Consider the following 20,202-nt stretch of genomic DNA (forward strand, 5'->3'; position numbering starts at 1 on the left):
TGCGAGGGTTTCAGTCCTCGTCTTCCTCTTCCTGCATCCGCCGGATGGACTCGAGAAATTCCGCCGTTTCGCGGTCGCGGTCGCGGCTTTTCTCCTTCAGCCGTTCAATGGCCGGTAAAATCAGAATGTCCACTTCCTTTTGAACGGTATATGCCAGATCGTAACGCTGGTTGCCTTCCAAATAAGAGCCAACTTCCATCAGGGCATTATAGCGGTCCAGCTCCTCACGGGTCAACAGGCCGCGCACCTGAACGCTGCAATGACGCATTATAAAAATCTTCCCTTCCTCAAAACCAGCGGAATGCCTCCGATGATGAACAAATAACGCAAATCGACGAGCTTCTTGAGCTGAGCGGCTTTCCAGCCGGTCATTTTCTTATCTCCAACAACGGCGATCGCTTCGCCTTTTCCCAGGGAAGCTACGGTTCCCTTATTGACGAACTGGAACGGCCGGGATTCACCGCCCCGGATTGCGGCCACGATATTTTTCGCGCACACGATTCCCTGCTGCATCGCGATTTGGGCCGTAGGCGGATAAGGCCGGCCTTCCGGATTAAACATCAGCGAATTGTCGCCGATAATAAAAACATTCTCCATGCCCGGAGCGCGGAGGGTTTCATCCACCTTCACTCGGCCTCGCACCGTTTCGAAACCGGATGCTTCTATGATCCGGTTGCCGCGGATCCCGCCGGTCCAGACCACGGTCGCCGCTTTGATGGTTTCTCCTGTGTCCAGCACAACGCCGTCGGAGCGGCACTCTTGAATCGCCGTGCCCAGCTTGAAGTTTACGCCTTTCTTCTCAAGCACGTTGATGGCGTGCTCCACCAACTCGGGGTCAAAGCCGGGCAACGCGCTTGGTGCGGCTTCTATATTATAAATATGAACCTTCGACGGTTCGACGTCGTTTTCGCGGCAGAGCCGCGGAATCCGGTCTGCCAGCTCGGCGACAAATTCAATGCCGCTGAAGCCCGCTCCCCCGACTACGAAATTCAGCCGTTCCTTGCGGGTTTCATCCGTTTTGTACAAAGCAAACTGATATTCGATATGCTGGCGGATCATCCGTACCGAATTAATGCTTCTTATCGTGAAAGCGTGTTCTTCCATACCCGGTATGCCAAACGTCTCCGGTTCACCGCCAAGCGCAATGACCAGATAATCGTAGGACAAGGTCCCGTCCTCCAGGATCACCTTCCGGTCGGACAGCCTTACTTCACGCACGGTAGATTTAACCAGATCGATTTTGAATTCATCAATCAGCTTGGAAATCGGCACACGGGTGTGCTCAATCGAATCGGTACCGGCAGCCGGCATATGTAAATGAGTCGTAAAATAGTGATAGTCATGTCTGTTCACGAGCGTTACGTCCGCTTCGTTGTAGTTAAGTTCCTTCTGTAATCGTTGTGCGGTCAAAATCCCTCCGTAACCTGCACCCAAGATTACAATCTTAGGAATGGTGCTCATGTTGGTTTTGACTCCTTCCGGCAACTCCTGCTTTATTTGTCTTTTGGTAAATTTGTAAGTGCATCACAAAAAAATTGTGAAACTTCACACTTGAATTTTGCCCTGTTCCTTTGCGGATCCAGCCTATTTCATCGAAAACGAAGACTTCGAGCCGATTCGACCCTTTTTACACGTCCCCAAGCCGGAAAATCCAGCCAAAAACACGTTAAAATTCCTTCAAAATAGCGGATATACGGGTAAGTTCCATTGCATTCTAAAGGGAAGCTTACAAAAGATCAAGTCTTATTTTCCCCTGTAATTAATGGGGCTCCCTGCCGGGAAAAGTACTGAAAAATTCATGAAAAAGACGAAAATTTGCAATCTATACCCCTCGGATTATAATACAATAGACCTGATTATATTATTTGTTTTGAAGGAGTGAATACTCGTGTCCATGCCTGAAAATAGCGGTGATTTCACTGATTTGTTAATCATAGGCGGAGGACCTGCCGGCATGTTCGCCGCTTTTTACGGCGGCATGCGCCAAGCCTCCGTCAAGCTGATCGAAAGCATGCCTCAGCTTGGAGGCCAGCTGGCCGCCCTATATCCGGAGAAGCACATTTATGACGTGGCGGGTTTCCCTAAGGTTACCGCCCAGGAGCTCGTCAATAACCTGAACGAGCAGCTGAAGCTGTTTAATCCTGAAATACGTCTCGAAGAAAAAGTACTGCATGTGGAGAAAAAAGAGGAACGCCACTTTGTAGTAACTACGGACAAAGGCGTGCATCACGCCAAAGCGGTCATTATCACAGCAGGCGTAGGCGCTTTTGAACCACGCCGTCTTGAGCTCGAGGGCGCGTCCCGTTTCGAAGGCGTTAACCTGCATTACTTCATCAGCGATTTAAACCAGTTCCGCGGCCGTAAAGTGCTGGTCAGCGGCGGCGGGGACTCGGCCGTAGACTGGGCGCTGATGCTGGAGCCGATTGCGGAGCAGGTTACGCTCATTCACCGGAGAGACAAGTTCCGCGCTCACGAGCACAGCGTCGAGAACCTCTACGCATCCGGCGTCAACGTCATTACGCCAACGGAAATCACCGCCTTAAACGGAACGGACCGGATTGAATCCGTAACCCTCTCGGATATCAAAACGAAAGAAACGCAGGAACTTGAAGTCGACGACGTGATCGTAAACTTCGGTTTTGTTTCTTCCCTCGGTCCAATTGCCGAATGGGGCATTGAAATCAATAGCAGCTCGATCGTGGTAGATCCGCGAATGGAAACCTCGATTCCCGGCATTTTTGCGGCTGGCGACATCACCACCTACCCGGGCAAGCTGAAGCTAATCGCGGTTGGTTTCGGCGAAGCGCCGACAGCCGTCAACAACGCCAAGGTTTATATCGATCCTGAAGCTAAATTATCCCCTGGGCACAGCAGCAATATGAAACTGTAAATCAGCTTCAAACATAATAAGTTATACAAAAAGGGTATCCCGATGAAGGACCGCTTGCCGATCCGTCTCCTCAGGATACCCTATTATTTATGCTCCGCCTTATTAACGGACGCTGCATGCAAAACCGGACTTCATTATTAAAAAAATAAAAATAATAAAAGCAAATCAGGCATACTGCGGCAACTAACGGCATAGTTTAATGAATAAGTGGGTTGGTTTCCACATTCAGCTCGCGCTTGTGAATTTCCGCCAACAGCAGTGCAATGAATTCCCTCTCCAATTGGAGTTCGGTCGCCATCCGATAGGAATCCAGCAGCATCTCATCTGTTAACAGCGCCATTTTTAACACTCCCTTTCCTTTTTTTCCCTATCATAGCAAGAATCAATATACAGAACAAGTGTTCCGTTATCCACAAACCCTTGTGGAAATCCTGTGAATAATTTGTTGGTAAACCTCGAATCTCCTCAAAATACATTGAGGATTATGTGGATAAAAGTTATTCACAGGTTTGTACGCCCCTTTTGCCGCCAAAAAAATTTATTTTTGAGCGGCTATTTGAGCGTCTGTTCGATGTTCCAATTGTCAAAGATTTACCCACAACACATAAAAATAAACGGAATTAACAGGATTCTTTCTTAATTCTTTCCTACTGCGGACGTGTATTGACTTCAAAGATCCATATCTTGCCGTTCACGTCAACGCCATAATCAAAACCCAATTCACCGATTCCGGGAAAAGCGTTCTCGAGCACCTGGATGCTCGTGTTGGTGATATTCCGCATCTCCTTGCGTTTGAGGGCTGCCTTCTTTCTGGAAAAACAGCGGCTAAGGCCTTCCCTGGCAGTCAGCATATAACCGCCTTTGCAGAGGTTCGTAACAAACAGGCCATGCCGTGCCAGCCTGCCTACCATAGACCGGTATTCCCAGCCATCCCCGACTTTGACGACCTTGACGCGGTAATCAATAGGCCGGCCTGAAATGCGGGCTAACCGGATTCCCTGCTGAATCAAATACTTGCGTTTCACTTTCGCCTTGCCAAGACCGGCAAATAAGGCGTCGAATGAGCGATATACCTTTTTCATGGTTCCTTTTGTGAAGCTGTAGGTTCTGCCGTTCCACTCCACTTTAATAACCCCGTAACCGCCTCCACCGCGGACAGGCTTAATGACGACCATGCCGTATCGGTGCAGCATGTCGCTTAAGCTTCCTGAATCATATAATCGGGTTTGCGGAATGTGTCCGGCAATGGCGGGTTCCGCCAGCAGAGCTTCAGTCTTTAGCCACTTGTCAGCAAGCTGTCTTCCTGGCATATAAAACCTCCCCTTTCTGTAATCCACACAGGGCATGGTTATATATACTCGAGACAGCATAATTTCTCTTGGATGATTGTCCACGGCTTTCCGCCTGATTTTTAGGAGAGATGTTTAGTAGGTCAATATAAAATTAAGCGGGGTACACAAAAAGGCCTTTGATCAATACGCCTGAATAACGCCAATAACGCCTTGTTTCAATGTGCCCGATCAAAGGGTAAACTAGGGTGGCAGGTATGGCAACATTTTTATAAGTGAATCCGGCATAGAAGGAACGGATGTTAGATTAGATAAAGAAACATATCTATTACAGTATTTGTTCCAAAAAGCATTATATCCTATCCTTTTATGATTGAAAATAAGGATTTACGCATAAAATTGAATAGTTTTGAAAATTTTTTTCTTAACATTTAAAGATTATTGGGCTTAAAGGCATAAATTCCCCTTGTGGAATCAGGGCTTTGTTCGGAATTCATCCGGAATCAAGTGCGGCCTGCAAACTTTTCACCAATAAAAAAAGCCTCCCCCGCCGGAATATTGCTTACTTCCTTCGGGAGAAGCCTGTTGGGTACAGCTAACATCTAGCGTTATAAATATTGCTTTCTATTCGCAAACCTCGGGACGGCCTTCCTCGTCTCTCATCTTGAAGGACTGGCCGCAGCCGCAGGAGGCAATGGCATTCGGATTTTCGATCGTGAACCCGCCAGCCATGCCGGATTCTTCAAAATCGATTTTGAGGCCGTTCAGGTACCGCAAATCGCTTTTCTCCACGACTACCTTTAATCCGGATACTTCCATAAAAACGTCTCGATCGGTTTCCTGGTCATCAAACCCCATCGCATAGGAAAAACCGCTGCAGCCTCCGGGATTGACGCCCAGGCGCAGAAACAGATCGGGATTTTCCTGTTCAGCCAAAGTATTCTTGATTCTATCTAGGGCGTTATCGCTAATATTAATCATAAGTTGAACCTCCTTTACCTTACTATTCTCAGTATACGCCTTCTTGCGCCGGGTCTCAACCAAAACGAATACCTATATAAAAATTCACATATACATGCTTATAGCTCTAATTTTATGTAATATTACGCGTTTTTTCCCGGTTGTTCCCGAAATTTCGTCCCTTAACTGTTATTGCCCCTGTAGGAACAGAGGTTTATAATAGGACGAGTGATAATTGTCGGAATTTTGTCATGCCCTAAATTTAAGGCAATATATTTTTCTTGAATGATCTGTTCATTATTTCACAATAAACGGTTCAGAGAGACTTAGGAATGGAGGAAATCGTATGTCCGTTGTTGCACTCCCTCATCAGGATCAAAAGATGGCTGAAATTATTGAAAAAGTCAAAAACGGGGTAAGATTATCTTTAGAAGACGGGGTTTATCTTTATGAAAGCGACGATCTGCTGACCATCGGCCAGCTCGCCAATGAAGTAAATCTTAGAAAGAACGGAAGAAAGGTTTATTTTATTGAGAATATGAGCTTGTACTTCACCAATGTTTGCGAATCCTACTGCGCCTTCTGCAACTTCCGCAAGGATCAGGGCGAAGAAGGTTCTTATACGTTGTCCGGCCAGGAAATGATCGAATACGTGGAGCAGCACATCCATCCCGGCGTGCGCGAATTTCATATCGTAGGCGGCCACAACAATCATGTTCCTTTCCAATATTATGTGGATTCTTTAAAAGCTTTAAACGAACGTTTCCCTGAAGTCACGCTCAAAGCGTATACGGCTGCGGAAATTGAATTTTTCAGCCGGCTCAGCGGGCTCAGCATCAAGGAAGTGCTGCAGGAGCTGCAGAAAGCCGGATTAAAGACGTTAACCGGCGGCGGCGCGGAAATTCTTTCCGATCAATACCGCCAGAAGATGAAAGTCGACAAAGCCAACGTCGATCAATACCTGGATGTTCATCGTACGGCTCACAAGCTGGGGATGAAAACCCATACGACCATGCTGTACGGATCGATTGAATCCCATGAAGACCGGGTCCGCCACATGATCCAGATTCGCGAGCTTCAGGATGAAACCAACGGTTTTATGGTGTTTATCCCGCTCTCTATGCAGCCTAAAAACAAAAACGCCAGCATCATGCGCCGCAACTCGGCTTACGAGGATTTAAAAACGATCGCCATCAGCCGCCTGATGCTTGATAATATCGACCATATTAAAGCTTACTTCATTAATATCGGCACGCAGCTTACCCAGGTGGCCCTCAGCTTCGGCGCTTCGGACGTTCACGGAACGATCCTGAAGGAACGCATCAGCCACGCAGCAGGTGCCGTAACGCCTGAAGGAATGACCCGCAAAGAGCTGATCTGGCTGATCAAAGGCGCCGGCCGCATTCCGGTGGAAAGAGATACCTTCTATAACGAAATCGAAGTTTATGAATAATGAAGGAGCAATCCTTTTTAAACAATAGTCAGAGTTTAATTTAGCAGGCCGGGTAGGAGATCCGGCAAAATGAAGGGGACTCATTATACTATGAAACATTTCGTAATTCTTGGGGGCGGGTATGGCGGCGTTACTGTGGCCAACCACCTTTTTAAAGGCAATATTCCAAGCGACGTGCAGGTTACCCTGGTGGACCGCATGCCGTTCCAAAGCATGAAAACCGAATACTACGCGCTTGCCGCCGGCACATCATCTGATTATGAACTGCGTGTTCCATTCCCGGAGCATGAAGGACTCCAAATTAAATACGGAGAAGTGTCTTCCGTTGATTTGGAGAACCGGCAGGTGATTTTTGCGGCAGCGGATCCGCTTCCTTACGATCAGCTGGTCATCGCACTGGGCTGTACGGACCGTTTTCACGGCATTCCGGGCGCTCAGGAGGTATCCTCTACGATTCAAACGTTCTCGGCGACCCGTGAAACTTACCGCAGAATCAACGATCTTAAACCATACGGAAACGTTCATATCGTGGGCGGGGGCCTCAGCGGCGTTGAAGTAGCTGCCGAAGTCCGCGAAAGCCGGCCGGACCTCAACATTACCATTCTGGACCGCGGACCGCGCGTGCTGTCCGCTTTCCCGGAAACCTTATCCCGCTATGTGGCCAAGTGGTTCCATGAACATGGCGTGGATACCCGCTCGCATATCTCCATTACTTCGCTTGAACCGGGCATCATCCACAACGGCTCCGAGGAGATTTTGTCCGACGTCACCATCTGGACCGCCGGCATCCAGCCGGTGGAGCTGGTGCAAAAGCTGGATGTGGCCAAAGATCCTTCGGGACGGGTTTTACTCAATGAATACCATCAGATCCCGGAGTATCCGGAAGTGTTCGTTTGCGGCGACTGCGCAAGCCTGCCGTTTGCTCCAAGCGCACAGGCCGCTGAAGGCCAAGGCGAACAGATCGCGCATGTGGCGTTGGCGCAGTGGCGCGGAGAAACGCCGAAGCTTTCCTCGATCAAGCTGAAAGGGACGCTCGGGTCCCTCGGCAAAAAAGCCGGCTTTGGATTGATGGGCAAACGTTATGTGACCGGACGGGTACCGCGTATCCTGAAAAGCGGGGTACTCTGGAAATCCAAACGTCATCTCGGTTAACAGCAAAAAACCTCCGGCTTATGGCCGGAGGTTTTATTTTTCCTTTTATTTCAATATCCGATTAATCAAGATCAAAATCCAGCGCATTCCACGCTTCCATCTCTTTGATTTTGTCCATAATAAGCACGTAAAGCTGATCTGCGCTTTCCGCCTCCACAACTTCGCCATTGACCAAGGCGTAAGGAGCCGAAGCGCATAACCCGCAGTTATTCAGGCAGCCGTATTCAATGACATCATAATCCGGGTTTTCCTCCAGCTTCTCCATCACTTCGTCGGTTCCGAAATGCATGTTGCTGGCGCAAAATTCAATGATGGGTCTCATGCTGTTATTTCCCTCACTTTATCACCATTTTAATTTAGTATAATTTGTACTATAATAACATTATGTTCTGAAAGGAGTTGATATCAATGAGCACAAATGCACAAGATACATTGTACGATGAAGTGCTGGAGGTTCTCGACAAATTGCGTCCGTTCCTGCAGCGCGATGGCGGCGACGTTGAACTGGTAGACGTTGAGGACGGCATTGTTAAGCTGAAATTGATGGGTGCCTGCGGCAGCTGCCCAAGCTCCACGATCACGCTTAAAGCCGGTATCGAACGCGCCCTGTTCGAAGAAGTCGAAGGCGTACAAGAGGTCGTACAGGTATTCTAATTTTTATAGAAAAGTCTTGGTGTTCCTTGCGGAATGCCAAGACTTTTTGTTTTTTTGCCACGGTTCGGTTCAGGCATCGCTTGCAGGCGAATGATTGATTAAAGGCCGGATCGGGTCCAGTCCCCCCGAAACATCCATGATGTTTCCCGTAATGAAATCGGAGTCCCTCTGGCAGAGAAAAGCGATGACCCGGGCCACGTCCTCCCCGCTCCCCGGCCTTCCGCGCGGCGTTTCGCCGTCTTGAAGCCCGCAGACCTCGGCGATGGATTTCTCTTTATTATCCCCTCGGATATCTCCCGGACATACCATATTCACCGTAATACCATGAGGCGCTTCTTCAACGGCCAGCGTTTTGGTGAAGGAGACCAGCCCTGTCTTGGCTGCCGCATAAACGGAGCGGTGCGGCCAGGCTCTCGATTCGGCGGCATGTCCGAAGCCAAAATGAATGATTCGGCCCCATCCTTTTCTGCGCATCCCTTCCAGCACCAAATGATCCAGCAGCATCGTGCCGGTCAGATTGCCTTCGATCAGCGACAGGATTTCAGGCCACCCGTAATCCGAAAAAAGCTTGCGCTCCCGGATGAACGGCCCGGCATTGTTGACAAGAATATCGACCCCGCCCAACTTCCGCTGTACGGTCTCAACCAAATTTATAATATCATGACGTTTGGAAATGTCGCCTTTCACGGAAATGCACCGCACGCCAAGCTGACGGATCTGCTGCTCAAGCTCCCTGGCTTCCCGTTCGCTGTGGACATAATTCAGCGCGATGTCATAGCCCTGCTCCGCCAAAGCCAGCGCCGTGCGTTTTCCCAGGCCTTTTGCGCTGCCTGTGATAAGAGCAATCTTAGCGTCCAACTTCCAACCTCCTCGGCGTTTACCTACTTGCTTCCCAATTCTTATAGTATAAAAGATAACCCTGCTCTCCACAACCGCGAAGGCCTCTTCGCTGGGTGCAGAGACTCCAAATTGCCGGTACACCCATAAAAAAACGGCTTTCCCCGGTCCGGGGACCAAAGGGAAAGCCGCTTTGCCGGCTGCAGGCGTCTGTCCTGCGCAAGCCGTTATTTTTTCTTAAAACGCAGGAACAACCGCGCCTTGATATTTGTCTTCAATAAACTTTTTCACGTCGTCGGAAGTCAGTGCTTTGGCCAGCTTCTGGATGGCGTCGGAGTCTTTGTTGTCCGGACGGGCTACCAGCAGGTTCGTGTATGGGGAGTCCTTGTCTTCAATGAACAACGCGTCTTTGGTCGGAACCAGATTGGCTTCCAGCGCGTAGTTCGTGTTGATCAGCGCCAGGTCCACCTCGTCCAGCGTACGCGGCAGCATGGCGGCATCCAGCTCTTTGAACTTGAGGTTTTTCGGGTTGGATACGATGTCGGCTTTGGTGGCTTCGATGCCTGCGCCGTCTTTCAGCGTGATCAGGCCGTTTTGGGCCAGCAGCAGCAGCGCGCGTCCGCCGTTGGTCGCGTCGTTCGGAATCGCTACGGTTGCGCCGTCAGGAATTTCGTCTACCGTTTTATATTTGTGGGAATAAGCGCCAAACGGCTCCACATGGACGCCGACGACGCCGACCAAATCGGTGCCGAGCTGTTTGTTCTGATCGTCCAGGTAAGGCTGGTGCTGGAAGTAGTTGGCGTCCAAAGTTTTGTCGGCCAGCTCTTTGTTTGGCAGTACATAATCCGTAAATTCTTTGATCTCAAGGTCGATGCCTTCCGCAGCCAACGCCGGTTTGATGTGCTCCAGAATTTCGGCGTGCGGCACGGCCGTTGCGCCTACTACCAGTTTGACCGGCTCTGCGGAAGCGGCTGCCGAAGTTTGGGGTGCAGCCGACGCATCCGAAGCGGATGAAGCGTTGTTTTTGTTGTTGCTGCCGCAGGCGGCGAGGACGGCCACCATCATAAGCGTAAGCAAAACAAGCGAAATTTTTCTCATACTGAATACCCTCCATTTGAATAATAAATTTTGAATAAGGATAAGTGCCTGTATCTATGTTTGGTTTCCTTATTTCCTTGTAAAATGACGCACCAGCCGGTCACCGGCCATCTGCAGAATTTGCACCAGCACGATCATAAACAGCACCGCGATGATCATGACTTCTTTCTCATACCGGTAATAACCGAACCGGATGGCCAGATCGCCAAGCCCGCCTCCGCCGACCATGCCGGACATCGCCGTATAGGACACAAGCGTAACCGCCGTGATCGTCGCGCCGGCAATCAAACCCGGCAGCGATTCCGGCAGCAGCACCCGCCGCACGACCTGCCCGGTCGAGGCGCCCATCGCGTAGGCGGCTTCGATGACGCCGCGGTCGACCTCGCGCAGGCTGGTCTCCACCAGTCGGGCGAAGAAAGGCGCAGCGCCGATGACCAGCGGCGGAATCGTCCCGGTAACGCCCAGCGTTGTGCCTACAATTAGCTTGGTTAAAGGCAGCAAGGAGATCAGCAGGATTACAAACGGAACGGATCTTAAAATGTTGACGATAAAAGAAATTACAGCGTATACCGAGTTGATGACCCGGTTATTCGAACGGGCCGTCATGTAAAGAAGGATGCCAAGCGGCAATCCGATCACGATCGTGAAGAGGAGCGAATACCCCAGCATCGCCAACGTGTCGTAGGATGCCTGCCTCATTTCATTCCAGTCAATTTGCGAAAAATCCAACCCCCACATACCTAGCCCAACACCTCCACATCAAATTGCCGTTCCCGCAGCTTGGAAACCGCCAGCCCAATGGACTCCGGCGTTCCGGAAAAACTTACGGTCAGCTGGCTGTAAGGAACGTCTTTGATCGTGGAAACCGTGCCCTGCAGGATCGCAAAATGCACGCCGGTGCTGAGCACCACCTCCGACAAGTCCGTGCCGTAGGTATTTTCGCCCAGACAGGTAATCCGGTAGACCGTTCCGCTTGTTGGCGAAAGACCGGCCGCTCCGGACGTTTGCTGCACCCCCGAGCCGGAAAAACCCGACACCCGGACCTCCGGGAGCCCTTCTTCGGCTGATTCGGCCGGAACGGCTGAAGCCCCGCCGCTGCCGGTCCCATCCCGGCCTATAAATTCTTTCGTGACCGCATGTTTCGGCTTCAGAAACACCTCTGAAACCGATCCCTGCTCCACGATGCCCCCGGCATGGATAACGGCTACCCGGTCGCAAATGCTTTGAATGACCTGCATTTCATGCGTGATCAGCAGAATGGTGAGCCCCAGCTTGCGGTTAATGTCCAGCAGCAGCTTCAAAATGGAATCGGTCGTCTGCGGATCCAGCGCCGAAGTCGCCTCATCGCAGAGCAGCACGTCCGGATCGCTGGCCAGCGCCCGGGCGATGCCGACCCGCTGCTTCTGCCCGCCGGAGAGCTGGGCCGGATATTTTCCGCTGTGCGCCTCAAGCCCGACCAGGCTCAGCAGCTCCTCCACCTTGCTCTTCACCTTCGCTTTGTCCGACCCGGCAAGCCTGAGCGGGAAAGCGATGTTGTCATACACGGTAGCCGAGGACAGCAGGTTGAAGTGCTGAAAAATCATGCCGATGCGGCGGCGCTGCAGCTGCAGCTCTCTTTTTCCGAGAGCCGTAAGGTTTCTGCCTCCGACCCACACCTCGCCGCCGGTAGGGCGTTCCAGCAGATTAATGCAGCGGATCAGCGTGCTTTTCCCCGCGCCGGAATGGCCGATTACGCCGAAGATTTCGCCTTTATCCACGGTCAGGTTCAATCCGGACAACGCCGTTGTGGTTTTGGATTTGGAACCGTAGACCTTTGTAAGATTTTTGAGTTCAATCATGTTATTAGTCCAGCTCTCTTTCACAAAATTCATTAAGCCGATCGTTTTTATCGGGATATAAAACGAACAAAACCCCCGTTCCGCTCTATTTCCCCTAATTTAAGGAAGCAGGAACCCGATCCTTATTTTCCTATATCAGCAAAAAGAGCCCCGAGCAGATGCTCAGGGCCCTCACAATCTTCAAAGATCAGACCTTCTCATCTGCCAGAATGCCGCGCATTCTGAGGAATTAGCACCATGACATCCAAATGTACGCATTTGAATCGGTTGCTGGGCTTCATCGGGCCTTTCCCTCCGCCTCTCTTGATAAGAAATATTCAACTTGGATTAAGTGTTACGAATAGATGATAGAATTTAGTATAGTAAGTCTAACATCATTTGTCAAAGAAAATTTTCAGCCTGTTTCTGGAAACCTTTGCAGGGTTGCTTTCATGCCTTCGTTTGGACTTCCTGCTGCTGAAATAACCGGTTGATATACGAAAATACCGCAATCAGCGATTTACACGCCATTTCATACCCCAGCCACAGGTCCTTCATATACCGGTCGAGGTCCTCCAGTTCGATTTTGCCGTGAAGCGTCTGATGCCTCTGCCACAAATCGTCCTGCATTTCCATGTTCATGAAGTGAATCTCCGTATTTCTCCGCTTCCGCAGCACGGATATCGGTTCCTTGTAAGCCTCTCTCAGCTCATCCAGCTCTTTCCCCAAATCGGTATGTACCTTCAAATAAGGAAACTGCCGGAGCACAGTGAAATAGGAATAATGCGGCTTCACCTTCTCCGTATGCAGCGCAAAAAAGTCGTCGAGCACGCAGCCCAGCTTATCAAGCAGAGAAAACAGCCGGATAAACCCGTCCTTATAAAAATAAACGTACCTGGCGTAATCGCTTTTCTCCATCGGATCCATATCCTCGATAAAGTCCGTTTTCACCTTTTCCCGGAAAAAGCCGGCCGCAAATGCGCTTTGCTCCAGCTCGTCGATAGAAGAGATCAGCCCCCGCGTCAAAATCTCCATTTTCCGGTAATCATGGGTAGGATCCTGGCTGCGTCCGATTTCCCGTTCGGCCAGCTGAACGGTTTTGACCATGGCGTCTACCGCATCCGCGATCAGACCTTCATTCTCGCGCGGAGGTTCTCCGAGTAAAGTGCGCAGCATAGTCTTCCCTCCTCTTGGTGATCGTATCGCTAAAGAATGGAATTCAGCCCGGTTAAGCGGGTCTCTAACTTATTACCCCTGAAAATACGCTTTCCAACGCTCGTCCACCAGCTTGACGATATCCTCGCGCGGATTCAGCTCGTCCGGATATCCCGGCTTCATGCGGGCATCGATGACAAGCGGCAGGCTGTAAGCCAGATGGTGCTGACGCACCTCAGCCTGGGAATAAATATCCGTAGCCGGGTTAAAACGCGTGAACACGGTCCACAGAAACTTGTTGGTGCTCGAAGCGACCGTCTCTGCGTCATCCACCAGCACGACCAGCGGCCACGAGGTTCCGCGCTCCCGCAGCCTTCCGAGCACTCTGGCCGCCAGCTCCGGCTCCCGTTCATAGGATGCCCCGGAAACGACAAGACAACCCTTATGATAAGGAGCAATATGGTCGATTTCCGCAATGTCCCCTTCGTTGTATTCCGCAGGCAGATCACGCACCGGGCCGCCGACGCCGATCAGGATCGCTTTGCTGCCGTGATTCAGCCTCTTGCCGGTGTAGTCGAGCGTATCATGAGACGTATTGTTGAAGATAAACAGATCGGTCGACGGATTAAACCGCTCCAGCACCGTTTCCAGCAGCTTGCGGAAATCCGCCAGATCCAGATGGATATCCGTCAGCATCAGGAATTTGGTCAAAGACAGCTGGCCCTGACCCAGAATGGAGAAGCCGGCCACCAGCGCTTCGCGCGAATACCGCTCCTTGACGATCGCGGAAGCGAGCGAATGGTGCCCCGTCTCGCCATAAGTCCATACGGTGTGCACGGACGGCATGACAAGCGGAAAAGCCGGCGACAGCAGCTTCTGGAGGAAGTCTCCCAGATAATAATCCTCCTGCCGCGGTTTGCCGACGATCGTGGCCGGGTAGATGGCATCCTTGCGGTGCCACATATGTTTAACATTCAGCACGGGGAAATCATGCTGCAGCGAATAATAACCGTAATGGTCGCCGAAAGGACCTTCCGGACGGCGTTCATGCGGCGGCACCGAGCCATGGATCGCAAATTCGACTTCGGCCGGGATGCGGTGCCCGCCAAGCGGATTTTCCGCCATCGGCAGACGTTCGCCCATCACAAACGAAGTCATCAGCAGCTCGGGCAGATGCTCCGGCAGCGGCGCGATCGCCGAAGCGATCAGGGCCGGCGGACCGCCGATCAGAATCGTCACCGGGAGGGCTTGGTTCAGCTTCTCCGCTTCATGGTAATGGAAACCCCCGCCCTTATGGATCTGCCAGTGAATGCCGGTCGTCTGGTCGTCATAGAGCTGGATGCGGTACATCCCGAGGTTGTGGTCGCCGGCTTTGAGCGGATTTTCCGTATAGACAAGCGGCAGCGTAATAAACGGCCCGCCGTCTTCCTGCCAACTGGTCACTTTGGGCAGAACGGCCAACGGATTTTCCGTCCGGCAAGCCTGAAGAATCGGCGCCTCCCCTTTGGGAACCGTCTTCGGAATCGTGCCCCAGCCCATCTTGATAGCGTCCCAAATTAATCCCCGTTCATTCCAGACCGCTTTCGGCGTAGGCGGCATCAGCTTGTCCAAAGCGCCGACCAGCCGGTTAGCAAGCTGCTCCGGTTTAGGTCCAAACGCCATGTCCACGCGTCTCTCCGTTCCGAACAAATTCGTCGCCACCGGAAACGGCGTGCCTTTCACGTTCGTAAACAGGAGCGCCGGGCCTCCTTCCTCAATCACTCTGCGGTGAATTTCAGCCAGCTCCAAATACGGATCAACCGGCGCATCGATGATCGCCAAGTCGTTTTCCTTGCGCAGCGCTTCGATCCACTGGCGTAAATTTTTGTAACTCAATCGGTTTCCCTCCCAGGTGTATTCGTCCTCTTGAATGCTACTCCCAACTATATCATATTTTTTCGCGATTTCTGCAAAATTCTCCGCTGCTGCCCGGCCTTCGGCCCCTCCCTCCCCTTGCCGGAAAAAGAAAGCAGGCCCGCAAGCGGCAAACCGCCTTCGGGCCTGTATAAAGAGAACCATTGCGCGCTTTCCAAGGCGCTCCGGCGGCGGTTATCTGCCGTTCCGGCTGAGCAGCGAGGTCCGGACAGCCATGTAACACAGCAGGCCAAACAACACCTCGATGATCAGAATGTGGGAAATCGACGTAAACAAATACCAGTTGTAATCGTTCACGGTATAAGTCACCGAAATGCCCGCAAAAATCTGCAGCACGATCAGGATGATCGAAGCCAGTCCGAGTCCGCGGACCTCGCGGTTGCCCGACTTGTTGCGGTAGGCGAAATGAGCCAATATCGCTATAAGCACGAACAGCAAGGCCGCAGCCGAACGGTGCATGAACTGAATGCCTTCTCCGCCCGTCAGCGGCGGAATCCATTTTCCGTTGCACAGCGGAAACCCGTAACAGGCGCCCGCAGAATCCGTATGGGTCACGTATGCCCCCGTGTAGACTACGATGTAAGTATAGATAGCCGTAAAAATGCTCAAATTGCGCAATCCTTTGGATACCTTGCGCGGCGGTTCGGCGGGAATCATCGCCTCCTGTTTATCCTGCTCCCTGATGCCTAGCGACAGCATAACGGAGCTTGCAAAAGAGATCAGGGCAAACCCGAGATGCAGGGCCATAATCGGTGCGGACTGGGTAAAAACAACGGCCAAAGCGCCCATGGCCGCTTGAATCACTACAAACAATAAAGCCAGGAAAGCATAAATACGAAGGTCCAAGCGGTTTCTGCGCCAGATCATAAAAGCCACAAAAGCGGCAAGCGCCAAAATCCCGGCCAGGCCGCTCACCCCGCGGTGCGAATATTCAATAATCGACGCAAGCGTATGCGCGGGCACGAATTTGCCGTTGCACAGCGGAAACTGGCTGCCGCAGCCGAGTCCGGATTCTGTTTTGGTGACGACGCCGCCGCCAAAGGTAGCCAGGAATACGAACAACGTGGCCGCGTAAGCCAGCCATTTCAACTGTTTGGTTGTCATTCTATCACCTGCAATATGATTTTAGTAAAAGCTTTGCCAACCGAATTCATTTCATACCGGAAATGGATTCAATTCCATTTTCATTATACCGGATGGCAAAGCCTGTATCACAAGCGACATGTGACAAAATGTCCAACACTATCAAAATCCAGGCCCGTTTGACCCTTTGCTGTGATATTTACGCTTGAGTTTTGAGCGTTTCGTTCACGGCGACGGCCTTGTTTAGAAAATCCTCGATCTCCGCGCGGGATTTGCGCAGCTTGTTCACATAACGGATCAGCTCTTTACCGTTCGAATAAGCGATAAAACTCGGGATTCCCAAAATGTTCTGCTCCCGGCTGATCTCCTCCAGCTCGTCCACATCGACCTGAATCAGCTTCAGGCGGTCGGCATACGCCTGCTCTACCTCGGGCATAAACGGGTCGATAAATTTGCAGTCCCCGCACCAGTCGGCTTTGTACACGGCCACCGTAAGACCTTCAGACCCGGTTAATTCGCGGAATTGTTCCGCCGTAGTTACTTTCAGCATGTTGTATCTTCCTTTCCTTAATAAACGGTTTTGCTTTAAGTAGAACAAACCTGGGAGTGGAAGTCAAATCCTTGGGCAATAATGGAAATCAAAGACAGATCGGCATTTCGAGGTGAAACTATGGAGCATTCAAAAAGCCGCCGGGAAGAAAACCCGGCTGAAATCTGGAGGGACATCCTGCTGTCGCTGCCCGCGGCGGCCTGGCGTTCGGCAGCCGGCAAAACGTTTGACCTGGCCGCATCCGGCAGGCTGCATTTGTCCAGGCGGAGCCTGGATTGGAACGAAGCGGCGGCCGGTTTCGTCCGCTCGTCGCTGGAAGAACAACTAAGGAGGAAACTCCCGCCCACCCGGCTCGGCCAGCAGGAGAAGACGACGGCTTATTTAGGCGCCGACGACCAGGAGGTGCTTGCCGATATCGCCTTTTCTCTCCAACGGGACAACCGCAACAATTTAACACGCACAGCCGCTTATCTCAAGCTTTACCGTGATTTCCCCGAGCTGCATTGGGCCTTTCTGGCCCACATGGTTTCCCGCAACGCCGGGTGGAACATGAGCGATCTGAAGGGCGGACAAGCCGACCTGCTGATGCAGGACACGGACACTTACCGCACGTACCGCTTTCTGGAGCGGAGCAATGCGCTTATTTTTCAGGATGCCTATCCTCAGCTTCTACTCTACACCCACAGCAAACGGCTGGGAAAAAGCCTCTTCCACCTGCTGCCGCGTTTCCATGTCTCCCGGTTTATGCAGCCCTTCTGGGAGTATTTCTGGCTGAGCCGTTCCAGCAGCCTGCTCGCTGTCGGCTTGATTATCAACGAGCAAAATTATATCGAGAAAAGAGTGGTGCAGCACCCGTTTTTCCAGCAGACGGTTATGCATAAACCCCATTTCCAGCTTAGCGCCTTAAGCGGAATCCATCAGGTGGTGTTTCCGTTTGAATCAGCAGAGAACCGGGACAAAGAACAGGAGCTGCCGCGGCTGGCCGGACGAATCATGAGCCATTTCGCCGGCTTAAACGCAAGGATTCTTCTGGGAAAACATCTGTACGCCATCTTGTTCGGGCTGCTGCAGGTCCGGCGCGGAGCGGAGCAATTTGCGTTTGCCACTCCCCATACCGGGTCCCGTGCGGATTACTGGCCGGCTTTGTTTTCCGCGAAACGCCCGGAGGCGCAGACCACGCCAAAGCAGGGCCAGGAGCTGCTTCACAGCCATTTCAAGCTGAACCGGCAGCCGATTTATTCGCCCTCGCTGCTGGAATGCTTCGAGGATACGCCCTATGAGCCTGTCACCAGAGAGGACTGGTTTCAGAACGAAGCCGCCCTTGCCGACCTCAGTGTCCCGACCTTTCCGCTGCTCTGCGAAATTACGGCCGGCCATGAAACGGCGATCCTGAAAAAAGCTTACGCCCATGACGCGGCGGCCGGAGCCCGGAGATGGGACGCCACGAAAATGCACTGACCGGGCAAACTTCTTCCGGATGAAAGACGAAGGTGCTGCAGGCAAGCAGGCCGGATCACTTAGGCCGCATTAACCGGGACATAAAAGGCGCACACGCACCCTTGTCCAAGGGGCATGTACGCCTTTTATGTCCATTCTTATTTATCCATTCTTATTTATTCATTCTTATTTGCTCTTTTATTTTGAACATTTACAGCTTTAAGTGTGCCCGTTAACTATTAACCCTCCGAACGTTTGGGCGCAGCCGGAGCAAAACGCATCAGCGGACGCAGCAGCTTGCGCAGCGCTTTCGGATAGCTGTCCAGCTCCTCCCGCCGGATAACCCGGAGCAAAATCAGCATCACCGGATACAGCGCAACGGTCGCGCCGCCCACAATGCAGCAGGTGATGAAAAAAGCGATGCGGCTTGGGATGACATGCACCAGCTGGATGCCCGCCTGGTTCAGGCCGTATCCGATGGCTGCCAGCACAAGAACCGTAAACAGGAAACCTGTCCAGCGTTTGGCCAGGATTGAAAACGGCACGATTTGCTTCAGGGAACGAATGTTAAGCAGCGTGATCACCAGGAAACAGATGCCCGTTCCGGCAATGATGCCGTAAATGCCGAATACCGGAGCCAGCGCAAAGCTGACCGCGAGCTTGACGGCAATGCCGATCAGCACGTGGACCATCGACAAATTGGGTTTGCCCATGCTGAGCAGAATGGAGCTGCTGGTGGACATCGTAATCTGAAAAATGGTGCCCAGCGTCAGCAGGGCTATGATCCCGCTGCCGTCCAAAGAGCTGTACAGCAGGCCGTTCACCGAATAGGCGGCCGTACATAAGGCCAGCACGATCGGCATGCCGGTAATGACGGAGATCCGCATCGCCAGCGTAATTTGCTTCTCCAGATAAGGCATGTCCTTCCGCGCAAAAGCGCCGGAAATAATCGGGATCAGCGACGTACTCAGCGCAATCGAAAGAATCGGCGGAATCCCGGCGATGCTTTGCGCGCGGCTGCCGAGAATCCCGAGCAGGTAAGTGGCCTGATCCGTTCCGATTTGTCCTTTCAGCATCGGCCCTACGATGGAGCCGTCAATGAAATAAACGGCCGGGATCGCCAAGGAGGACAAAACGATCGGAATCGATAATTTAAAAATGCTGGCATAAATTTGTTTAAACGGAATCGGGGGTTCTCCCTCTGACAAGTCCTCCAGCCGGGTTTGGCTGTCTTCCCGCTTCATTTTGGCGAAGAAATACAGCATCACCCCAAAAGCGCCTATACTGCCGAGAACGCCGCCGAACGAAGCGCCGGCAGCCACCCATTTATCGTCGTAATTCGCATTCAGCATAACGACGGCAATGGCGATCGCCGCAATGACCCGCAGGATCTGCTCGATAATTTGGGAAATGCCTCCGGCAGCCATGATGTTTCTGCCCTGGAAATACCCCCGCATCATCGCCACCGTCGGGAACAGCAGCAGCGCCGGAGCCAAGGCGCGGATCGCAAGCGCCGATTCCGGAACGTTAACCGCCCGCGCATAAAGCGGAGCCAGAATATACAGCAGGACGGTGATCAGCACGCCGGTAACGGCAGCAAAAATCAACGCCGCATGGTAAATGCGTTTGGCCTCGGACGGACGCTGCAGCGCGTAACGCTCCGAAACCATTTTGCTCAGCGTGCTCGGAATGCCTGCCGTGGCAACCGTCAGCAGCAGCAGGTACACATTATTCGAAATCGTAAACGAAGCATTGCCCACCGCGCCGAAAATATGCTCAAGCGGCACCCGCTGAGCCATGCCCAGCACGCGGGCCACCAGCGCGGCTACGGCCAGAATGAGCGTTCCTTTAATAAATGATTCCTTCTTAGACAAACGAAATTCCCTCTTTCCCCAGGTCCCCCGCGGAGCGGA

At 52.1% G+C, this 20,202-nt stretch carries 20 protein-coding genes and 1 riboswitch; of the genes, 5 read left to right on the forward strand and 15 right to left on the reverse strand.

All coding sequences use genetic code 11. The features are described from left to right. Positions 1–10: 10 nt before the first annotated feature. Together AC3ZPD_RS11735 and AC3ZPD_RS11740 are read right to left on the reverse strand one after the other, a co-directional pair. Positions 11–268 (reverse strand): hypothetical protein, encoded by a 258-nt coding sequence (locus AC3ZPD_RS11735; RefSeq protein ID WP_490984480.1) that lies wholly within the window; start codon positions 266–268, stop codon positions 11–13. Then, complete coding sequence (locus AC3ZPD_RS11740) at positions 268–1,461, reverse strand: NAD(P)/FAD-dependent oxidoreductase (RefSeq protein WP_490984481.1); 1,194 nt, start codon at positions 1,459–1,461, stop codon at positions 268–270. The genes AC3ZPD_RS11735 and AC3ZPD_RS11740 overlap by 1 nt, the downstream gene beginning before the upstream one ends. A gap of 433 nt (positions 1,462–1,894) precedes the next feature. Between AC3ZPD_RS11740 and AC3ZPD_RS11745 the strand changes: the two genes are divergently transcribed. Further along, a complete protein-coding gene (locus tag AC3ZPD_RS11745; RefSeq protein WP_490984611.1) occupies positions 1,895–2,890 on the forward strand; it encodes an NAD(P)/FAD-dependent oxidoreductase in 996 nt (331 codons plus the stop codon). A 196-nt stretch (positions 2,891–3,086) separates the two neighbouring features. On the opposite strand, the gene sda is transcribed toward AC3ZPD_RS11745, so the two are convergent. The 3 genes from sda to AC3ZPD_RS11760 form a co-directional block, all read right to left on the reverse strand. Then, on the reverse strand, positions 3,087–3,230 hold the full coding sequence (gene sda, locus AC3ZPD_RS11750; RefSeq protein WP_490984482.1) for a sporulation histidine kinase inhibitor Sda: 144 nt from the start codon (positions 3,228–3,230) through the stop codon (positions 3,087–3,089). A 307-nt stretch (positions 3,231–3,537) separates the two neighbouring features. Beyond that, positions 3,538–4,200 carry a YheC/YheD family protein gene (locus AC3ZPD_RS11755; RefSeq protein ID WP_490984483.1) on the reverse strand — a complete coding sequence of 221 codons (663 nt, stop codon included), beginning with the start codon at positions 4,198–4,200 and terminating at the stop codon, positions 3,538–3,540. A gap of 603 nt (positions 4,201–4,803) precedes the next feature. Then, positions 4,804–5,160 (reverse strand): HesB/IscA family protein, encoded by a 357-nt coding sequence (locus tag AC3ZPD_RS11760; protein ID WP_490984484.1) that lies wholly within the window; start codon positions 5,158–5,160, stop codon positions 4,804–4,806. Between the two features lie 325 nt (positions 5,161–5,485). On the opposite strand from AC3ZPD_RS11760, the gene mqnE reads away from it, so the two are divergent. Beyond that, positions 5,486–6,592, forward strand: coding sequence for an aminofutalosine synthase MqnE (gene mqnE, locus AC3ZPD_RS11765; RefSeq protein WP_490984485.1), 1,107 nt, complete (start codon positions 5,486–5,488; stop codon positions 6,590–6,592). Positions 6,593–6,682: 90 nt separating this feature from the next. After that, positions 6,683–7,744, forward strand: coding sequence for an NAD(P)/FAD-dependent oxidoreductase (locus AC3ZPD_RS11770; protein WP_490984486.1), 1,062 nt, complete (start codon positions 6,683–6,685; stop codon positions 7,742–7,744). A gap of 61 nt (positions 7,745–7,805) precedes the next feature. Here AC3ZPD_RS11770 and AC3ZPD_RS11775 read toward each other — a convergent pair whose 3' ends face one another. After that, positions 7,806–8,066 (reverse strand): YuzB family protein, encoded by a 261-nt coding sequence (locus AC3ZPD_RS11775; protein ID WP_490984487.1) that lies wholly within the window; start codon positions 8,064–8,066, stop codon positions 7,806–7,808. A gap of 86 nt (positions 8,067–8,152) precedes the next feature. On the opposite strand from AC3ZPD_RS11775, the gene AC3ZPD_RS11780 reads away from it, so the two are divergent. Next, positions 8,153–8,398 carry a NifU family protein gene (locus AC3ZPD_RS11780; RefSeq protein ID WP_068697485.1) on the forward strand — a complete coding sequence of 82 codons (246 nt, stop codon included), beginning with the start codon at positions 8,153–8,155 and terminating at the stop codon, positions 8,396–8,398. A gap of 69 nt (positions 8,399–8,467) precedes the next feature. Here AC3ZPD_RS11780 and AC3ZPD_RS11785 read toward each other — a convergent pair whose 3' ends face one another. From AC3ZPD_RS11785 to AC3ZPD_RS11820, 8 genes are all read right to left on the reverse strand, one after another. Next, the gene (locus AC3ZPD_RS11785) at positions 8,468–9,256 is read right to left on the reverse strand and encodes an SDR family oxidoreductase (protein WP_490984488.1); all 789 of its coding nucleotides are present in this window, start codon (positions 9,254–9,256) and stop codon (positions 8,468–8,470) included. A 216-nt stretch (positions 9,257–9,472) separates the two neighbouring features. Beyond that, positions 9,473–10,333 carry a MetQ/NlpA family ABC transporter substrate-binding protein gene (locus AC3ZPD_RS11790; protein WP_490984489.1) on the reverse strand — a complete coding sequence of 287 codons (861 nt, stop codon included), beginning with the start codon at positions 10,331–10,333 and terminating at the stop codon, positions 9,473–9,475. A gap of 69 nt (positions 10,334–10,402) precedes the next feature. Continuing rightward, positions 10,403–11,071 (reverse strand): methionine ABC transporter permease, encoded by a 669-nt coding sequence (locus AC3ZPD_RS11795; RefSeq protein ID WP_490984490.1) that lies wholly within the window; start codon positions 11,069–11,071, stop codon positions 10,403–10,405. 2 nt (positions 11,072–11,073) lie between these two features. After that, positions 11,074–12,171 carry a methionine ABC transporter ATP-binding protein gene (locus tag AC3ZPD_RS11800; RefSeq protein ID WP_490984491.1) on the reverse strand — a complete coding sequence of 366 codons (1,098 nt, stop codon included), beginning with the start codon at positions 12,169–12,171 and terminating at the stop codon, positions 11,074–11,076. A gap of 194 nt (positions 12,172–12,365) precedes the next feature. After that, positions 12,366–12,484: riboswitch (SAM riboswitch) on the reverse strand. 116 nt (positions 12,485–12,600) lie between these two features. After that, on the reverse strand, positions 12,601–13,326 hold the full coding sequence (locus tag AC3ZPD_RS11805; RefSeq protein WP_490984492.1) for a Cthe_2314 family HEPN domain-containing protein: 726 nt from the start codon (positions 13,324–13,326) through the stop codon (positions 12,601–12,603). Positions 13,327–13,398: 72 nt separating this feature from the next. Next, positions 13,399–15,180 carry a UbiD family decarboxylase gene (locus AC3ZPD_RS11810; protein WP_490984493.1) on the reverse strand — a complete coding sequence of 594 codons (1,782 nt, stop codon included), beginning with the start codon at positions 15,178–15,180 and terminating at the stop codon, positions 13,399–13,401. Positions 15,181–15,393: 213 nt separating this feature from the next. After that, positions 15,394–16,323 (reverse strand): COX15/CtaA family protein, encoded by a 930-nt coding sequence (locus AC3ZPD_RS11815; protein WP_490984494.1) that lies wholly within the window; start codon positions 16,321–16,323, stop codon positions 15,394–15,396. 178 nt (positions 16,324–16,501) lie between these two features. Further along, a complete protein-coding gene (locus tag AC3ZPD_RS11820) occupies positions 16,502–16,900 on the reverse strand; it encodes a thioredoxin family protein (RefSeq protein WP_490984495.1) in 399 nt (132 codons plus the stop codon). A gap of 72 nt (positions 16,901–16,972) precedes the next feature. Between AC3ZPD_RS11820 and AC3ZPD_RS11825 the strand changes: the two genes are divergently transcribed. Continuing rightward, entirely contained in the window at positions 16,973–18,310 is a 1,338-nt protein-coding gene (locus AC3ZPD_RS11825) for a DUF2515 family protein (protein WP_490984496.1), read from the forward strand. A gap of 218 nt (positions 18,311–18,528) precedes the next feature. On the opposite strand, the gene AC3ZPD_RS11830 is transcribed toward AC3ZPD_RS11825, so the two are convergent. Further along, the gene (locus AC3ZPD_RS11830; RefSeq protein ID WP_490984497.1) at positions 18,529–20,163 is read right to left on the reverse strand and encodes a putative polysaccharide biosynthesis protein; all 1,635 of its coding nucleotides are present in this window, start codon (positions 20,161–20,163) and stop codon (positions 18,529–18,531) included. Positions 20,164–20,202: the final 39 nt, after the last annotated feature.

The sequence above is a fragment of the Paenibacillus mobilis genome (assembly GCF_058267595.1).